Origin of the sequence: Micromonospora globosa (genome assembly GCF_000717585.1) — a bacterium.
Taxonomy (GTDB): domain Bacteria; phylum Actinomycetota; class Actinomycetes; order Mycobacteriales; family Micromonosporaceae; genus Micromonospora; species Micromonospora aurantiaca.
In genome coordinates, this window is sequence record NZ_JNZR01000036.1 from 35,355 (window position 1) to 52,697 (window position 17,343).

Annotated in this window: 13 protein-coding genes, 1 rRNA gene and 1 pseudogene; 3 read left to right on the forward strand and 12 right to left on the reverse strand. The window is 75.5% G+C overall.

From position 1 onward, the window contains the following. From IF06_RS0127080 to recN, 4 genes are all read right to left on the reverse strand, one after another. Nucleotides 1–864, reverse strand: coding sequence for a hypothetical protein (locus IF06_RS0127080; RefSeq protein ID WP_030274380.1), 864 nt, complete (start codon nt 862–864; stop codon nt 1–3). A 61-nt stretch (nt 865–925) separates the two neighbouring features. After that, nucleotides 926–1,867 (reverse strand): copper transporter, encoded by a 942-nt coding sequence (locus IF06_RS0127085; protein WP_013285585.1) that lies wholly within the window; start codon nt 1,865–1,867, stop codon nt 926–928. 27 nt (nt 1,868–1,894) lie between these two features. Continuing rightward, complete coding sequence (steA, locus tag IF06_RS0127090; RefSeq protein WP_013477411.1) at nt 1,895–3,073, reverse strand: putative cytokinetic ring protein SteA; 1,179 nt, start codon at nt 3,071–3,073, stop codon at nt 1,895–1,897. 118 nt (nt 3,074–3,191) lie between these two features. Next, nucleotides 3,192–4,949 carry a DNA repair protein RecN gene (gene recN / locus IF06_RS0127095; RefSeq protein WP_013285583.1) on the reverse strand — a complete coding sequence of 586 codons (1,758 nt, stop codon included), beginning with the start codon at nt 4,947–4,949 and terminating at the stop codon, nt 3,192–3,194. 79 nt (nt 4,950–5,028) lie between these two features. On the opposite strand from recN, the gene IF06_RS0127100 reads away from it, so the two are divergent. Beyond that, a complete protein-coding gene (locus tag IF06_RS0127100) occupies nt 5,029–6,003 on the forward strand; it encodes a helix-turn-helix domain-containing protein (RefSeq protein WP_030274383.1) in 975 nt (324 codons plus the stop codon). A gap of 46 nt (nt 6,004–6,049) precedes the next feature. On the opposite strand, the gene IF06_RS0127105 is transcribed toward IF06_RS0127100, so the two are convergent. The 5 genes from IF06_RS0127105 to IF06_RS0127125 form a co-directional block, all read right to left on the reverse strand. Further along, nucleotides 6,050–9,778 (reverse strand): S8 family serine peptidase, encoded by a 3,729-nt coding sequence (locus tag IF06_RS0127105; protein ID WP_030274385.1) that lies wholly within the window; start codon nt 9,776–9,778, stop codon nt 6,050–6,052. Between the two features lie 468 nt (nt 9,779–10,246). Next, complete coding sequence (locus IF06_RS0127110) at nt 10,247–11,131, reverse strand: NAD kinase (protein ID WP_013285580.1); 885 nt, start codon at nt 11,129–11,131, stop codon at nt 10,247–10,249. Then, nucleotides 11,128–11,976 carry a TlyA family RNA methyltransferase gene (locus IF06_RS0127115; protein WP_013477413.1) on the reverse strand — a complete coding sequence of 283 codons (849 nt, stop codon included), beginning with the start codon at nt 11,974–11,976 and terminating at the stop codon, nt 11,128–11,130. The genes IF06_RS0127110 and IF06_RS0127115 overlap by 4 nt, the downstream gene beginning before the upstream one ends. Nucleotides 11,977–11,997: 21 nt before the next feature. Continuing rightward, nucleotides 11,998–12,225 carry a hypothetical protein gene (locus tag IF06_RS0127120; protein WP_030274386.1) on the reverse strand — a complete coding sequence of 76 codons (228 nt, stop codon included), beginning with the start codon at nt 12,223–12,225 and terminating at the stop codon, nt 11,998–12,000. Further along, nucleotides 12,222–12,803 (reverse strand): phasin family protein, encoded by a 582-nt coding sequence (locus IF06_RS0127125; RefSeq protein WP_030274387.1) that lies wholly within the window; start codon nt 12,801–12,803, stop codon nt 12,222–12,224. Before IF06_RS0127125 ends, IF06_RS0127120 begins: the two co-directional genes overlap by 4 nt. A 111-nt stretch (nt 12,804–12,914) precedes the next feature. Between IF06_RS0127125 and IF06_RS0127130 the strand changes: the two genes are divergently transcribed. After that, a complete protein-coding gene (locus IF06_RS0127130) occupies nt 12,915–13,250 on the forward strand; it encodes an SCP2 sterol-binding domain-containing protein (protein WP_013285576.1) in 336 nt (111 codons plus the stop codon). 13 nt (nt 13,251–13,263) lie between these two features. On the opposite strand, the gene IF06_RS0127135 is transcribed toward IF06_RS0127130, so the two are convergent. Both IF06_RS0127135 and IF06_RS34460 read right to left on the reverse strand, forming a co-directional pair. Beyond that, nucleotides 13,264–14,334 carry an HAD-IIA family hydrolase gene (locus IF06_RS0127135; RefSeq protein ID WP_036311658.1) on the reverse strand — a complete coding sequence of 357 codons (1,071 nt, stop codon included), beginning with the start codon at nt 14,332–14,334 and terminating at the stop codon, nt 13,264–13,266. Between the two features lie 496 nt (nt 14,335–14,830). Then, nucleotides 14,831–15,440, reverse strand: a pseudogene (locus IF06_RS34460) (Replicase polyprotein 1ab); the annotation flags it as partial. On the opposite strand from IF06_RS34460, the gene IF06_RS34465 reads away from it, so the two are divergent. Beyond that, entirely contained in the window at nt 15,363–17,159 is a 1,797-nt protein-coding gene (locus tag IF06_RS34465) for a hypothetical protein (protein WP_052166220.1), read from the forward strand. The pseudogene IF06_RS34460 and the gene IF06_RS34465 sit on opposite strands and share 78 nt — an antisense overlap. A gap of 94 nt (nt 17,160–17,253) precedes the next feature. On the opposite strand, the gene rrf is transcribed toward IF06_RS34465, so the two are convergent. Next, nucleotides 17,254–17,343: ribosomal RNA gene (gene rrf, locus IF06_RS32885) — 5S ribosomal RNA — on the reverse strand; the annotation flags it as partial.

The window sequence follows — 17,343 nt, forward strand, 5'->3', positions numbered from 1 at the left end:
TCAGTCCGGGAGCCGGCCCAGCTCGTCGAGGTGCCGCAGTCCCGGGGTCCGCGCGATGACCTGGGTGAAGCTGACCTTCTCGCTGGCCGCGGTGAGCGCGGCGAGCACGGCCAGCACGCCGGCCCGGCCCAGCGGCCCGGTACGCGCGGCGAGGCTCACGCCGAGCAGCGCGCCGAGAGCGTTGGCGCCGCTGTCGCCCACCATGACGCGCTCGCCGAGGTCGTCGCCGACCAGCGCGGCCGACGCGCCCACGGCGCCCGCGGCGAGGCCGCCGTACGGGCCGGCGGTCAGCGGCGCGCCGAGCAGTATGCCGGACTTCAACGCCCGGCCGGGCCGCAGGTCGAGCAGGTTGACCAGGTTGGCGGTGCCGGCCACCACGCCGGCGCCGAGCAGCACGTCGAGCCCGCGGCCGAACGCACCGGCCCGCCGGCGGCGCGGGTGCGCGGCGACCCGCCGGTCGGCGGCGAGCAGCGCGGCGGCGCCCAGCCCGGCCACGCCCACCCCGGCGACCTTGACCATCCCGGCGGTGACCTGACCCTCGCGCAGCGCGGCGAGATGCCCGGCGAACCCCTTCGCGGCCTTCTGTTCGGGGCGGGCGCCGACCACGTCGTCGTAGAGGCCGACAGCGCCCGCGCCGAGCCCGGCGACGAGCGCGGCGGCGCCGGCCGGGGCGCTACCGGCGCCCAGCGCGGCCCCGGTGGCCGCGCCGACGGCCAAAGCCGGACCGGCGGCCAGGGTCACCGTGCGGCCCCGGTAGTTGGTGCGCTCCAACGCCGGCCCGCCCGGCGACGTACGCGTCTGACGCAGCACGTAGCGGGCGGCCAGCGCTCCCGCGCCCACGGCCAGCAGCCGACCCAGTCTCACGGGACCTCCTCGATCCGGACTTCGAACGCGACGCGGGCACGGACCGGGCGGCCCGGAGCGGTCACCGGGGCAGTGTAGGCACCCGGGCGGCGGCGTTGTCGCCCACGCCGTACTGGCCGGTCTTCTTCTCGGTGAGCTGCTGCGCCAGGGCGAGGCTGGTGACCAGCTGGCCCTGCACGGTGTTGGCGTTGTCGACGGTGGAGATGGTCTGCGACAGCACCGGGTCGCCGCGGACCACGGAGACGAGGTTGCCGCCGGTCGAGCCCATGCCGGCGACCACGAGCGCGCCGGCCCGGTCGAACTGCTCGGCGATCTTCACCACCGACTCGTCCTTCTTCGCCGAGTCCTTGTCCACGTACGGCTGGCCGGTGACCATCACCACCGCCTCGGCGGCGGTGGAGATCCGGTCCGCCGGGGTGAGGTAGCCGGCGGTGGCGTACTGCTCCAGCACGGCGCGCCGGTCGGCGTCGCTGACCGGCGGGCTCCCGGCCGGGCGGTCCACCAGCACGTTGGCCAGCAGCGCGCTGGAGGTCTCCACGCCGTGCCCGTTACCGGGCAGGTTGCCGGTGGGGGCGCTGTTCGGGCGGGCGGCGGTGACCGCCAGCTCCAGCAGGTTGTTGTTGCTGTCCGGGTTGACGAACTTGTCCTGCACGTCGATGCGGCCGGTGACGTCGGCGCCGGCGGTCTGGAGCATCTTCACCACGCCCTCGGCCTGGTCCCGGCCGCTGGGCAGGGTGAGCACCAGCACCCGGCGGCCGGTCAGCTTGCCGGGCAGGACGAGCTGGGCCATCTCGGCGGCGAAGTCCTCCTCGGTCTCCAGCTGCTTCTGCATGCTGTTGACCGACTGGCGCATCAGCGAGTTGTCCTTGCGCAGGCCGTTGACGTTCTCCCGGAGCGAGTCGGCGACCGGCCCGTTGAGGGCGGCTGTGCCGACCACCAGGCCGATCGCCAGCGCCAGGAACACCGCGGTCAGGGACACCACGTGGTAGCGAAAGTTGATCACGCTTGCAGCCTCTTGATCGTCGGGGAGCTAGAAGAGCTGGCCGAGCTGGAACACGAAATTGTCCCACCATTCGGAGACCACGCCCAGATACGCCTTCCCGACGGTGGAGACCGCCACCGCGGAGGCCATCGCGGCCACCGCCGACAGGACCAGCAGCAGCAGCGACGACCCGGAGATGCTCTGCCGGTAGAGCCGGCTGACGCCCTTGGCGTCGACCAGCTTGCCACCGACCTTCAGCCGGGTCAGGAACGTCGACGCCATGCCGCCGCGCCCCTTGTCGAGGAACTCCACCAGGGTGGCGTGCGTGCCGACCGCCACCAGCAGCGACGCGCCCTTCTCGTCGGCCAGCAGCATGGCCAGGTCCTCGCTGGTGGCCGCCGCCGGGAAGGTGATCGCCGGTACGCCGAGCCCGTTGACCCGGGCCAGGCCCGGCGCCCGCCCGTCCGGGTAGGCGTGCACGATCACCTCGGCGCCGCAGCGCAGCACGTCGTCGGTGACCGAGTCCATGTCCCCGATGATCATGTCTGGGGTGTAGCCCGCCTCGACCAGCGCGTCGGCGCCGCCGTCCACGCCGATGAGCACCGGCTTGAACTCCCGGATGTACGGGCGCAGCACGTCCAGGTCGGCCTTGTAGTCGTAGCCGCGCACCACGATCAGGCAGTGCCGGCCCTGGATCTGGGTCTGGATCTCCGGCACGCCGACGCCGTCGAGCAGCAGGTCGCGTTCCTGGCGCAGGTAGTCCATCGTGTTGGCGGCGAACGCCTCCAACTGCACCGACAGGCCCTCCCGGGCGTCGGCCATCGACTTGGCCACTGTTTCGGCGTCCTGCAACGAGCCGTGCGCGACCGGATCGTCGCCGACGAAGACGGTGTTGCCCTCGATGCGGACCCGGTCGCCCTCGCGGACCTGCTCGAAGACGCTCTCGCCGAGGTCGTCCAGCAGCGGGATGCCGGCCGAGACCAGCACCTCCGGGCCGAGGTTGGGATAGCGGCCGGAGACCGACGGCTTGGCGTTGAGGACCGCCGCCACACCCACCGCGACGAGCGAGTCGGCCGCCACCCGGTCCAGGTCGACGTGGTCGATGACCGCGATGTCGCCGGGTCGCAGCCGCCCGACCAGCCGTTTCGTCCGGCGGTCGAGGCGCGCGGTGCCGACGATGGAGCCCGGCTCCGGGTTCCGGCTCCGGCGCAGTGTGGGTAGACGCATCGTGACCATCCTGGCATGTGAGGCAGGTTTTGCTGTCGCGACATGCCTGAGCAGGGCCGCCTACCCAGGGAAGCACACCGGAACCCGCGCCGGTGTGCTTGCGCTCACAATCGGGGTATCACGGACGCCTTTCCTTGGCCGCCACGGCCAGGAGCTCCTCGGCATGGGCGATACCCAGATCCGAGTCCGGCAAACCGGCGAGCATCCGGGCCAGTTCCCGGGCGCGCTCGGTGTCCTCCACCACGCGCACCCCGCTCGTGGTGACCGCTCCCCCGGTGTCCTTGGCCACCACCAGATGCCGGTCGGCGAACGCGGCGACCTGCGGCAGGTGCGTGACCACGAGCACCTGGTGACTGCGGGCCAGCCGGGCCAGCCGACGGCCGATCTCCACCGCGGCCTGGCCGCCGACACCGGCGTCGACCTCGTCGAACACCAGCGTGGGCGGGCCGCCGGAGCCGGCGAAGACCACCTCGATGGCGAGCATCACCCGGGACAGCTCACCGCCGGACGCGCCCTTCTGCAACGGCAGCGCCGGCGCGCCCGGGTGCGCCAGCAGCCGCAGCTCCACCTCGTCGGCGCCGTCCGCGCCGACGCCGGTCTCGACGCCGTTGACCGGCAGGCTCGGCTCGGACCGGCCCGCCGGTCGCGGCAGCACCGCCACCTCGATGCGGGCGTGCGGCATCGCCAGCCCGGCCAGCTCGACTGTCACCTCCTCGGCGAAGCGGACCGCCGCCTCCCGCCGGGACGCCGACACCCGGCCGGCCAGGTCGGCCACCTCACCGGCGAGCCGGGTCGCCTCGCGGTCCAGCTCGTCCAGCAGCTCGTCGGAGGTGTCCAGATCGGACAGCCGCGTGCGGGCCCGCTCGGCCCACGCCACCACGCCGTCGACGTCGTCGGCGTACTTGCGGGTGAGCGCGCGCAGCGCGGCCCGCCGCTCGTAGACGGTCTGCAGGCGGGCCGGGTCGGCGTCCAGCGCGGCCAGGTAGGCCGACAGCTCCGCGGCCACGTCGGTGACGAGCGTGGCCGCCTCCTCCAGCCGGGCCGCCAGCTCACCCAGCGCCGGGTCGGTGCCGGCCTGCGCCTCCAGCGTGCGCCGCGCGGTGCCGAGCAGCACCGTCGCGTCCGGCGTCTCGTCGGTCGCCTCGACGCCGCCGGCCACGCACTGCTGCGCCACCTGCGCGGCGGTACGCAACCCCTCGGCGTGCTCCAGCCGCTGCGCCTCGGCCTTCAGCTCGTCGTCCTCCCCCGGCTGCGGGTCGACCCGGGTGATCTCGTCCAGGCCCAGCCGCAGCAGGTCGGCCTCCTGGTTGCGCTCGCGGGCGTTGCGCCGCCGGTCGGCCAGGTCGTCGACGACGGTGCGCCACCGGGCGTACGTCTCGCGCAGCGCGTCGAGCAGCTTCTCGTGCTCGGGCCCGGCGAACCGGTCGAGCGAGGCGCGCTGCTCGGCCGGGCGCAGCAGCCGCAGCTGGTCGGACTGGCCGTGCACTGCGAGCACCTGCTCGCCGACCTCGCCGAGCGTGGACACCGGCATGGCGCGCCCGCCCAGGTGCGCCCGGGAGCGGCCCTCGATGGTCACGGTGCGGCTGAGCAGCAGCGAACCGTCCTCGTCGGGCTCGCCGCCGGCGTCGAGGATGCGGGCGTGCACCGCCTCGGCCACCCGGCCGCTCAGGCGCAGCCGGCCCTCCACCGCCGCGCGGCCCGGCTGGGCGCGCACCCGGCCGGCGTCGGCGCGGCCGCCGAAGAGCAGGCCGAGGCCGGTCACCACCATGGTCTTGCCGGCGCCGGTCTCGCCGGTGATGACGTTCATCCCCGCGGCCAGCGGCAGCGTGGTGTCCTCGATGACGCCCAGTCCGGTGATGCGCAGCTCTTCCAGCACAGCACCCGACAGTAGCCCCGCCGTGTGACAGTTGACCAGCCGGCAGGGCGAGCCGCAGGCACCCGTACAGTTCAGCCCCGTGCTGGAGGAGATCGGCCTGACCCCGGACGAGGAGGAGCTCTACCGCAGCCTGGTACGGGCGAACACGGCCCGGGCCGGTGAGCTCGCACAGCGGCTGGGACGGCCCCGCGCGGAGGTCGCCGCCCGGCTGGACGCCTTGCGGGACAAGGGTCTCGTGCTGCCGACCGGGCCGGAACCGGACGCGCCGCTGCGGCCGCTCGCGCCGGACGTGCCGTTGGGCGAGGCGCTGCTGCGCCGCCAGTCAGCGCTGGAGGAGGCCCGCGCCGCTGTCAGCCGGCTCGCCGAGGACTACCGGGCCGGGATGCGGAGCCACGACGCCGCGCACCTGGTCGAGGTGGTCACCGGCGCGCGGGGGCTGCGGGAACGGCTGCGCGAGCTGCAGAACGGCGCGCGCGAGGAGGTGCTCTGGTTCTGCCGGGCGAACCCGCTGGCGATGCCCGGGCCGGAGAACGTCGAGGAGTTCGACGCGCTCGCCCGCGGCGTGCGCTACCGGGCCATCTACGAACGGGCCATGCTGCTGGAGCCGGGCGCGCTCGCGGACGTGGAGCGGGGCGTACGCGCCGGGGAGCAGGCCCGGGTGCTGGACCGGCTGCCGGTGCGACTGGCCGTGGTGGACGGTCGTACCGCGGTGTGCCCGCTGGTGCCCGACCGCGACGGCGGGGAGCCGACGGCCGCGGTGATCGGCCGCAGCCAGTTGCTGGACGCCCTGCTGGCGCTCTTCGAGAGCCACTGGCTGATGGCGACGCCGCTCGGCACGCCCGCCGACCGGGCCGCCACCGGCTACCAGCCCGACGGCGACGAGGCGCGGCTGCTGTCGCTGTTCGTCGCCGGGGTGCCGGACAAGTCGATCGCGTCACAGCTCGGGGTGAGCCGGCGTACCGTGCAGCGGCGGCTGGCCGACCTGATGGCCGCCGCCGGTGTGGACACCCGGCCCGGGCTGGCGTTCCAGGCCGCCCGGCGCGGCTGGATCTGACCGGGGCCGGGGCGGGACGGCCCCAGGACCGCCCCGCCCCGGCGTCTCATCGCAGCCCGTACGCGTCGATCACGGTCTGCGTCACGGTGCTGCCGGACCGGTCCCGCGCCGAGACGCGCAGCGACACCGTGCCGCGCCCGGCCGGCACCTCGGCGGTGAACCGGGTGCCGGAGCCGCGTACCGGCGCCGTACGCCAGGTGCGTCCGCCGTCGAACGACACCTCGGCGCGTACCGTCGTGCCGGCCGGCGCGGGCAGGCCGGCCGGGTGGCGCAGCGTCAGCCCGACGGTGTGCTTCCGCCTGCCGGGCACCTCGCCGCGCAGGTCGGCCGGCACCCGGTAGTCGACCTGGAGCAGCGGCAGCGGCCGGGCCGCGTCACCGGACGGGCGGGCCGAGGTGAACTCCCACGCCGTCTCGGTACGGGTCGCCCACCGCCATTCCGCCGACGACCGTGCCGTCGTCACGTCGAGGCGGTAGCGGGCCGGACCGGCGGTGGCAGGCACCGGCGCCCAGCCGGCGGACAGGTCGGCGATCGGCTGCCCGTCGCGGCTGACCCGGCGGGTCACCGTGTCCTGCTCCTCCGACCGGTTGTCCACGCCGGCGTGACCGTCGGCGTCGACGAACTCGGCCACCCTCAGGTCGAGCGTGTCAGCGGTCCGGCTCGGCGCGGCCGCACCGGCCGGCACGGCGGGACGCACCAGCGGCGTGTGCCACGACTCGGTGGTCCGGTCGGTGGCCGCGTAGCGCCGGGGCCGGTCGGACAGGCCGCCGGTCAGCGTCCCCATGGTGGAGAACATCAGCCGGTGCAGCACCCGGTGCTGCCACCACGAGTCACCGGAGCTGACGTACTCCCGCCGGGTCGTCCCGGTACGCACCATCCGCTGGTCGTCGTTCCAGGAGAACTCCTGCCAGGGCCGCCACCCGAACCGCTGCTCGGTGGCCCAGTCCAGGCCGCCGGTGTCGCCGTAGCGCGCGGTCACCTCGGCCGTGTTCGCGGCGGTGACCCGGTGGAGGATCCGCTCCGGCACCCGGCCCTTCGACACCTGGAACACGTCGTAGAGGTACGGGCTGTCAACGGTGAGCGTCAGGTCCATCCGGGCCCGGCCGGTACGCGCCGCCGCGAGCATCCGCTGCCCGTCGTCGTACGCCACCGCGAGCGCCGGTGCCGGCAGCCGCTCCCCGGTCGGACGCCACACCGTCCACGCGCTGTGGTCCGCCGGCCGGACGATCAGCACCGCCTTCGCGCCGGCCGCCGCCGCGGCGGCCACCTGTTCCTCCTCGGACCGGTCGGCGGACGCGGTGAGCAGCGCCGCCGCGCCCCGCACGCCGGCCAGCTCACCGGGTGCGCCGGTGCCGGCGGCGACCAGGCGTAGCCGCTGCCGCCCGGCCGGGGCCGGTGACTGGCCCATCAGGTTGACGTCCAGCGCGCCGGACACGCCGCTGACGTCGATGTCGACCATCGGTGCGACGAGCTGCCAGCGCGAGGAGAACTCGAACTCGCCGCGGCGCACCTGCCGGGTCGGGGTGACGTTGAGCTGCTGCACGGTGCTGAACGTCATCACGCCGTGGTCGACCTGCCGGCCGTTACCGAACACCCGGTGCTGGTAGAAGCTCAGGACGGCCCGCTGCTCGGACGGTTTCGGCGTCTCGATCCGTACCGGCGTGCCGCGCCGCGGGTCGAGCACCACCGTGAGGTCCCGGTCCACTGTCAGCTCCGGGTCGGTGACCAGGGTGAGCTGCTCGTCCAGCGGCGCGCCGTGCTCGATCAGCGCGTGCAGCAGGTACGGACCCTCCTCCACCTGGATCCGCCACTCGTCGCCGACGCCGAGCCAGCCCATCGCGTCCGACTCCGGGTGCTCGCCGAACAGCGTCACCACCGGCGACGATCCGGGCCGCCCGGCCAGGTCCAGCGCGCGCAGCGTCACGGTGTGCTGCGGGCCGCTGAGCGTGAGCCCGACCGCGGTACGCACCGTCACGCCGTCCGTGCCGGTGGCGACCAGCCAGCCGCCGTGCGGGCCCCGGTCCAGCCGGGCCGGGTCGGCGCGCAGCGGCACGTCCACACCGCCGCCGGCCGGCACCGTCACCGTGCCGGCGTCGAGTGTCAGGCCGTCGGTCTCGGCCGCGCCGCTGTCCAGGTTGCGCAGCTCCAGCGCCAGACGCAGGGTCTGCGCGGCTCCGGTGCCGTTGACGTAGCGCACCGTCCGGGTCGCGGCCGGCCCGCCGGTGGTCAGCCGGCCGAAGTCGGCGGTGGCCGTGCCGTACACCCGCTGGCGCAGCGCACGGGCCACGTCGACCCGCCCGGCGCCCTGCTCGAACACCGTCGCGCCGGTGCTCGGCCGGGTGGTGCTGACCAGCGCGTCCTTCAGTTGCGCGGCGGTCCATCCGGGATGCTCCTGGGCGAGTACGGCGGCCGCGCCCGCGACGTGCGGCGTGGCCATCGAGGTGCCCGAGGCGCGGGTGTAGGCGTCGTCCACAGGCGTACCCATGGTGGTGCCGGCGGCGCGGGCGGCGACGATGCCGACGCCCGGCGCGGTGATCTCCGGCTTCAGGCCGTTGTCGCCCAGGCGCGGGCCACGGCTGGAGAAGTCGGCGAGCACGTCGTCGCGGTCGACGGCGCCGACGGTGAGCGCGGCGGTGGCCGCGCCGGGCGAGCCGACGCTGCGCGGCTCACCGTCGTTGCCAGCGGCGATCACGAACAGCGCGCCGGTTTCGGCGGTGAGATCGTTCACGGCCTGGCTCATGGGGTCGGTGCCGTCGGTGGGCGCGCCGCCGAGGCTCATGCTGACCACCTTGGCGCCGGAGCGCGCGGCCCACTCCATGCCGGCGATGATGCCGGAGTCGTAGCCGGAGCCGGAGTCGTCGAGCACCTTGCCGACCAGCAGCCGCGCGCCGGGCGCGACGCCCTTACGCAGCCCTGCGGAGGCCGCGCCGCTGCCGGCGACGGTGGCCGCCACGTGGGTGCCGTGGCCGTGGCCGTCCCGGGCGCTGCCGCCGCCGGTGAAGTCGCGCGCCTCGGCGACGCGGCCGGCCAGGTCGGGGTGGTCGGCGTCCACGCCGGTGTCGAGCACCGCGACCCGCACGCCGGCGCCGTCGCGCCCGGCCGCCCACGCGGCGGGCGCACCGATCTGCGGGACGCTGTGCTCCAGCGCCACCCGGGCCCGCCCGTCCAGCCACACGCGCTCCACGCCCGCGCCGAGCCGGACCGGTCCGGCACCCGCGGTGCGGGCCTGCGGCGTCTCCCGCAGCGACGTCCACAGCGCGCCCAGATCGTCCTTGTCGACACGCAGCGCGGCGCCGTTGATGCTGGACAGCGGACGGGACTCGGCGGCGACGGCGAGGGGGCGCACCCGCCCGGCGGCCGGTTCCCGGGAGCGCACGATCAGCGGCAGCGCCGTGAGGCCCGCGTCGCCGTAGCCCTGCTCGGCCAGTTCCTGCACGTCGAACAGGTCCGGGTCGAGCACGCCCGCCGACACGTACGGCACGACGTCGGCGGGGAGTACCCGCAGCCCGCCGTCGGCCTGCGTGGTCTGGAAGACGATCCGGTCCCGGCCCGGCCCGGGGTGGACAGTGGCGGCGATCCGGCCCGGCGCGGCCTGGACCAGCTCGACCTGGTCGCCGGTGATCAGCGTGACGCGGGCGGGCGGCGCGCCCGGGGCAGATGTGCCCGGGGGCGGGCCGGCGGGCCGGGCGGGCGGTACGGCGGACGCCGGTACGGCGAGCCCGACCACCAACGCCCCGGCCGCGCCGGCGGCGAGCCAGCGGGGGAACCGGTGCATGTGACGCTCCTCTACTCCGAGGCCGGCCTCGTGAGACCGGCGATCGGAGTCTGCGACGGCGTCCGCCACCTGGTCACCGGGTACAGGCCGCCGCACCGGCGACATGTCGCCAGGTGGACACGAGCACGACGGAGTGGAGGCCGGGACGCCGGAGACCGTGTCGCCCAGCTCGCGTGCCGCCGCTTCCTCCGGCGGCGGCCCTGCGACCTGTCGGCCCGGCCGGGGTCGACACCCGACCGGACACGGCGTGCCGGTCCGCCCGCCGCGGCCGGCTACGACGCTCCGGCGTCCCGACCGTCGCGGCCCCGACCACCCCCTGGCCGAGCCCGCGACAGGTGGGCCGCATCCGGGAAGCGGCGGGCCTCACCGCCGCGCCCGGACTCACCTCTTCGCGGCCCGTACGCCCACCGTAACGCGCGCGAGCGCCGGGACCGGTGGGCCGAACGGAGATTTCCGCTGAGCCGCTGGTCAGCGACGGTTGCCCCGCCAGCCCTGGACGGGAAGGTCGAACTTGGCCACCAGCCGGTCGGTGAACGGGCGGGCCCGCAGCCGCACGATGCGCACCGGCAGCGTGCCCCGGCGCACCGTCACCCGGGCGCCCGGCGGCAGGTCGTAGACGCGCCGCCCGTCGCAGCAGAGCACGGCCAGTGTGGTGAACGGGTCGACGGTGATGACGAACGTCGACGTGGGCGCGGTCACCAGCGGGCGGCTGAACAACGCGTGCGCGCTGATCGGCACCAGCAGCAGCGCCTCCACCTCGGGCCAGACCACCGGACCGCCGCCGGAGAACGCGTACGCGGTCGAGCCGGTGGGGGTCGCGCAGATCACGCCGTCGCAGCCGTACCGGGACAGCGGCCGGCCGTCCACGTCGACGAGCAGCTCCAGCATCTGGGCGCGTTCGCCCTTCTCCACGCTGATCTCGTTGAGCGCCCACGACTCGATGGTCGGCCCGCCCTCGAACTCGGCGGTGACGTCCAGGGTGAGTCGTTCGTCCACCGTGTAGTTGCGGTCGACCACGTCACGGACCGCGGTGTCCAGGTCGTCGATCTCCGCCTCGGCGAGGAACCCGACCTTGCCCAGGTTGATGCCGAGCAGCGGCACCTTGGCCGGGCGGGCCAGCTCGGCGGCGCGCAGGAACGTGCCGTCCCCGCCGAGCGCGAACACGATCTCGGCGCCCTCGGCGGCCTCCGGGCCGGTCACCGGCACCACGCCCGGCAGGTCCAGGTCGTCGGCCTCCTCGGCCACCACACGCACCTCGAACCCGGCGGCGATCAGGTCGGCTGCCACCGCGCGGGCGTGCTCGGTGCTGCGTCGACGGCCGGTGTGCGTGACCAGCAGCGCGGTACGGCTCACCCGGACACCTCCTCGGTCGTGGCCGCCGTCGCGGCGGCGCCCTGCGGGCCGGCGGCCACCACCGCGCGGACCCGCTCCGGATCCGCGGCGGGCGCGTCCCCGCGCAACCATACGAAGAACTCGACGTTGCCGCTCGGCCCGGGCAGCGGGCTGGCCGCGACACCGGCCAGGCCGAGGCCCAGCCCGGCGGCGGCAGCGGCCACGTCCAGCACCGCCTCGGCGCGCAGCGCCGGATCGCGGACCACACCGCCGGCGCCGACGCGCTCCTTGCCGACCTCGAACTGCGGCTTCACCATCAGCGCCAGGTCACCGCCGGGCCCGGTGCACGCCGCAAGCGCCGGCAGCACCAGCCGCAGCGAGATGAACGACAGGTCGGCCACCGTCAGGTCGACCGGGCCGCCGATCGCCTCCGGCGTGAGGGTACGCACGTTCGTGCGCTCGAACACCCGCACCCGCTCGTCGGTCCGCAGCGACCAGGCGAGCTGCCCGTAGCCGACGTCCACGGCGACCACCTCGGCGGCGCCGCCGCGCAGCAGCACGTCGGTGAAACCGCCTGTCGACGCGCCCGCGTCCAGGCAGCGCCGGCCGGTGACGGTCAGCCCGCCGGGGGCGAACGCGGCGAGCGCGCCGGCCAGCTTGTGGCCGCCCCGGGAGACGTACTCCTGTGCCGGGTCCTCGCCGGTGACCAGCAGCGGGTCGGCCGGGTCGACCATCGCCGCGGGCTTGCGCGCCTGCACTCCGCGCAGCTGGACGCGACCGGCCTCCACGAGCGCGGCGGCCTGTTCCCGGGAGCGGGCCAGCCCGCGCCGGACCAGTTCGGCGTCCAGCCGGGTACGACGAGCCATCAGGTGTGTCTCCGCCTCTGCTCAGGCCTGGTCGATGGTGGCGAGGGTCTCGCGCAGCGTCTCGTACGCCGCCTCGTACTGGGCGATCTGGTCGGCCGGGGCGAGCGCCTCGGCGTTGGCCATGCCGAGTACGGCCGCGTCCACCGCCGGGTGCCGCGCCTCGCCGACCTCCTCGACCGGCGCGGGGCGTACCCCCGGGGGCGGTCCGGGCCGCAGACCCGGCGGCGGGCCGGGCCGGGGCGCGGTCACGAGCCGGCCGCCCGGCGCCCGGTGGCCTTCTTCGCCGGCCGGGCGGGCGCGGCAGGCGAGCCGTCGGCGGGGGTACGGACCACGGTGGCCGGCGGCTTCTTCGCGATCGCCTTCTTGGCCACCGTCTTCTTCGCCACCGCCTTCGTCGGCGTCGTCGCGGGGGCCTTGGCCGGCGTCGTGGCCGGGGAGGACTCGGCGGCGGGCGAACCGGTCTTCGGCGCCGCGCCTGTTCCGGACGGCGCGGCGGCGGGCGGCGTGTCGCCCGGCCCGAGGTGGCCGCGCGCCTCGCGCAGCTGCCGCTCCAGGTCGTGCACCCGGCGGGTCAGCTCGGCGACCTCGTCGGCGGTGGCCAGCCCGACCGCGCCCAGCGCCCGGTCCACCTCGAAGCGGACCAGCTTGGTCAGCGACTCCCGGTTCGCCAGGCCGGTCGCGACCAGTTCCTCGGCGAGCGTCTGGAGCTGGGCGGCGGTCGCGCCGCCCTGGCCGACGACGCGCATGACCGCGTCCTGTGCCTTCTTCCGGGGCGCCTCCGTCAGGCCCATGGCCAGCTCGAGGTAGGCGCGCCACGCGTCCTGCATGCCTGAGTCCTTCCGCGGGGCGAGGTGTGCAGGTGCCACGCTACCGGGCACCCCGGACACCCCATTGCGGTACGGTGCCGGGAACGGCGTGGTTCGTGGTGAGGAGACGATGTGGCCAGCGTGGACGAGTGCCGGCAGGCGTTGCACGACCTGGCCGCGCGGCTGGACCGCAACGCCGAGGCACAGGGACGCATCGACCTCGACCGCACCCTGGCCTGCCGGATCACCGACCTCGGCACCGCGTTCCACGGGCGGCTGGAGGGTGGCCGGCTGGTCGACCTGTCCGACGGCGACGACCCGAAGGCCAAGATCGCGCTGAGCACCGGCAGCGACGACCTCGTCGCGCTGGTGCACGGCCGGCTCGACGTCATGTCGGCGGTGGCCTCCCGGCGGGTGTCGATCAAGGCGAACCCGTTCGACCTGATGAAGCTCCGCAAGCTGCTCTGAGCGGCCCGGCGCCTCAGTCGTCCAGACCGAACGCGGCGAGGGCCTCCTCCGCCGCCGTGGACTGCGCCCGGACGCGCGGCCCGGCCCCGGTCGACCAGGCCAGCGCGCAGAGCGCCGCGAGGGCCTCCAGCGGCGGTCCCGCGCCGTCGAGCACGAGGTCCGCGCCGGCCTCCGTCACCGACCAGCCGTCGTCTGCGGCCCGGCCCGGCACCGCCACCACTGCGGCCGGGTCGAACAGGCCCGCCAGGTCGAACGAGACGTACGCGGGGCGGCGCTCCTCGGGTGCGGCCAGCAGCTCGGCGGCGTCGCTGACCCCGGTGAGCACCAGCAGGCTGTCCAGCCCGGCCCGGCGGGCGCCCTCGATGTCGGTGTCCAGCCGGTCGCCCACCACGAGCGTGCGCCCGGTCCCGGCCCGCCGCGCGGCGGTGGTGAACAGCGCCGGCTCCGGCTTGCCCACCACCACGTCCGGGTCGCGGCCGAGCGCGGTCCGCAGCACCGCGACGAGCGAGCCGTTGCCCGGCAGCGGGCCACGCGGGCTGGGCAGCGTGCGGTCGGTGTTGGTGGCGTACCAGGGCGCGCCCGCCCGTACCGCCAGGGACGCCTCGGCCAGGTCGGACCAGCCGACCTGCGGGCCGTAACCCTGGGCCACCGCGGCGGGCTCCTCGTCGGCGGTGGCGACCGGCCGCAGGCCCACCGCGCGCAGCTCGGCGCGCAGCGCCTCCGCGCCGACCACGAGCACGGGTGCGCCCTCGGGCAGCCGGTCGCGGAGCAGTTCGGCGGTGGCCGCCGCGGAGGTGAGCACCTCCGCCGGCCGGGCCGCGACGCCCATGCCGGTGAGCAGGTCGGCCACCTCGCTGGAGCGGCGGGAGGCGTTGTTGGTCGCGTACGCGACCGCGCGCCCCTCGGCATGCAGCCGGCCGACCGCCTCGACCGCGCCGGGAATGGGCCGGTCGATCAGGTAGATGACGCCGTCCAGGTCGAAGACGACGAGCGAGTACGCGTCGACCAGCCGCCCGCCCGCCCCGGCGCGGTCGGGTTCGCCCCGATCCGCGCCGGAGGCGGTGTCACCGGCGTACCCGGTCATCGGCGGTCCGCCGCCTCGCCCTCGCCGTCCGCGGCGTCACCGGGCGCGGGCCGGTCGGCCTTGCCGTCCGGGGTGACGTCGGCGGCCGGCGCCTGGGCGTCGGCGGCCGGTGCGGTGGCCGGATCCTCGGTCGTGGCGGTGGTGGTCGGGGTGTCGGCGGCGAGCGAGCCGACCTCGGTGTCGGCCAGCTCGTCGTCGGCCAGCTCGTCGTCGGCCAGCTCGTCGTCGGCCAGATCGCCGGCGGCCAGATCGCCGGCGTCCCGGTCCCGGTAGCCGGCCCGTGCCGCGTCCCCGTCGACGCCCGAGGTGTCGTCGCCGCTCAGCGGCGCGTCGTCATCCCGGTCGTCGTCGTCATCGTCGTCATCGTCGTCATCGTCGTCGTCGAGGTCGTCCTCGTCGTCGTCATCGTCGAGGTCGTCCTCGTCGTCCTCGTCCTCGTCGTCGAGGTCGTCGTCGTCGCGGACGTCCTCGGCCGACGCCTCGGACGCGTCGGTGTCGTCCTCCGGCTCGTCGTCGCCCTCGATGACCACGCCGTCCAGCTCCAGCAGCCGCTCGGCGGCGTCGGTCTCCCCCTCGGAGTCGACGTCGGCGGCCCGGGAGAACCACTCCCGCGCCTCCTCGCGCCGGTCCACCGCCAGCAGGGCGTCCGCGTACGCGTAGCGCAGCCGCGCCGCCCACGGGTCGGTCGAGTCGCCGGTCAGCTCGCGCACCTGGAGCATCGCCACCGCGGCGTCCTTCTGCCCGAGGTCGCCGCGCGCCCCGGCGGCCACGATCAGCAGCTCGATCGCGACGGCCTGGTCGAGCTTGTCCCGGTCCGCGCCGCGGAACAGGTCGATGGCCCGCTCGGGCCGGCCCAGCGCCCGCTCGCAGTCCGCCAGCACCGCCAGGTGGCTCTGCAGGCCGCTCATCCGGTGGTACGTCCGCAGCTCGGCGATGGCGGTCTGCCACTCACCCGCGTGGTACGCGGCCAGCCCGACGGCCTCCCGCACGGCGGCGATCCGCGACGCGAGCCTCCGGGCCGCCATGGCGTGCGCCAGCGCCAGCACCGGGTCCTCGTCGATCAGCAGACCGGTCGCGACCAGGTGCCGGGCGACAGTCTCCGCCACCGGCTTGGCCAGGGAGAGAAGCTCCGCCCGGACGGCCGAGTCGAGGTCGCTCGCGACGACGTCGTCCGGCAGCTCCGGCGCCTCACCGGTACGCCCCTCGCCACGCTCGTCCTGGCGCTCCCGCTGCGGGCCGTAGTTGCCGGTCCGGCGGTCGTCGCCGCCCGGCCGGTCGCCGTAGCCACGGCGCTCACCGTCCCGCTCACCCCGGTAGCCGCCCGGCCGCCGGTCATCGCGCCGGTCGTCGCGCCGGAAGCCACGGTCGCGGTCGCCGCCGCGGAAGCCGCCGTCGCGGCGCTCGCCGCCGGCGTAGCTCTCCCGGCGGTTGTCGCCGCCCTGGTAGCCGCCCTCGCGACGGTCGCCGCCCCGGAAACCGCCCTCACGGGCGCCGCCCTCACGACGATCCCCACCACGGAAGCCACCCTCACGGTCGCCACCGCGGAAACCGCCTTCACGACGGTCACCGCCACGGAAGCCACCTTCACGGGCGCCGCCTTCACGACGATCCCCACCACGGAAGCCACCCTCACGGTCGCCACCACGGAACCCGCCTTCACGACGGTCACCGCCACGGAAACCACCGTCGCGGTCGCCACCGCGGAAACCGCCCTCACGACGGTCACCGCCACGGAAACCACCCTCACGGGCGCCGCCTTCACGACGATCCCCACCACGGAAACCACCCTCACGGGCGCCGCCCTCACGACGATCCCCACCACGGAAGCCACCCTCACGGTCGCCACCGCGGAAACCGCCCTCGCGGGCACCGCCTTCACGACGATCCCCACCACGGAAGCCACCCTCGCGGCGGTCACCGCCCCGGAAGCCACCCTCACGGCGGTCGCCACCGGCGAAGCCGCCCTCACGGCGGTCGCCACCGCGGAAGCCGCCCTCACGGTCACCGCCACGGAAGCCACCCTCGCGGGCGCCGCCCTCACGACGGTCCCCACCACGGAAACCGCCCTCACGGCGGTCGCCACCGCGGAAGCCGCCCTCACGGTCACCGCCACGGAAACCGCCCTCGCGCCGGTCACCACCGCGGAAGCCGCCCTCACGGTCACCACCGCGGAAGCCACCTTCACGACGGTCGCCGCCCCGGAAGCCACCGTCACGGGCGCCGCCCTCACGACGGTCCCCACCACGGAAACCGCCCTCACGACGGTCACCACCGCCGAAGCCGCCCTCACGGCGGTCACCACTGCGGAAGCTGCCGTCGCGGGTGCCGGCTTCGCGGCGGTCGCCGCCCCGGAAGCCACCCTCTCGACGCTCACCACCGCGGAAACCGCCGTCACGGTCGCCGCCCCGGAAGCCGCCTTCACGACGGTCGCCGCCCGGACGGCTTCCACTCCGGAAGCCACCCTCACGGTCGCCGCCACGGAAGCCGCCCTCGCGCCGGTCACCGCCGCCGGAGCCGCCTTCACGACGGTCACCGCCACGGAAGCCCTCGCGACGCTCACCACCGCGGAAACCGCCGTCACGGTCGCCACCGCGGAAACCGCCCTCGCGGCGATCGCCACCGCGGAAACCGCCTTCACGACGGTCACCGCCGCGGGCGCCACTGTCACGGTCGCCACCACGGAAGCCACCCGGGCGGTCGTCGCGGCCGCCCCGGTACGAGGGACGGTCATCGCGACGGCCGTCGCGGCCGGCGTCACCACGCCCCTGGCCGCGGTCGGCGCGATCCTCGTAACGACGGGGGCGGTCCCCGCCCTGGGGTCCTGAGCTCACAGGTACATCCTTCCTGATGGCGTTTCCGCCGAGAACGCTAACGCAGTCGAGGGCCGCCCCTGCTGGGGCGGCCCTCGACTGGAAGATTGTCCGGCGGTGTCCTACTCTCCCACACCCTCCCGAGTGCAGTACCATCGGCGCTGGAGGGCTTAGCTTCCGGGTTCGGAATGTGACCGGG

Excerpts from the sequence above, each read along its gene's own strand:
- steA (WP_013477411.1), bottom strand. The coding sequence starts at position 3,073 with ATGCGTCTACCCACACTGCGCCGGAGCCGGAACCCGGAGCCGGGCTCC.
- IF06_RS0127105 (WP_030274385.1), bottom strand. The coding sequence starts at position 9,778 with ATGCACCGGTTCCCCCGCTGGCTCGCCGCCGGCGCGGCCGGGGCGTTG.
- IF06_RS0127115 (WP_013477413.1), bottom strand. The coding sequence starts at position 11,976 with ATGGCTCGTCGTACCCGGCTGGACGCCGAACTGGTCCGGCGCGGGCTG.
- IF06_RS0127125 (WP_030274387.1), bottom strand. The coding sequence starts at position 12,803 with ATGCAGGACGCGTGGCGCGCCTACCTCGAGCTGGCCATGGGCCTGACG.
- IF06_RS0127135 (WP_036311658.1), bottom strand. The coding sequence starts at position 14,334 with ATGACCGGGTACGCCGGTGACACCGCCTCCGGCGCGGATCGGGGCGAA.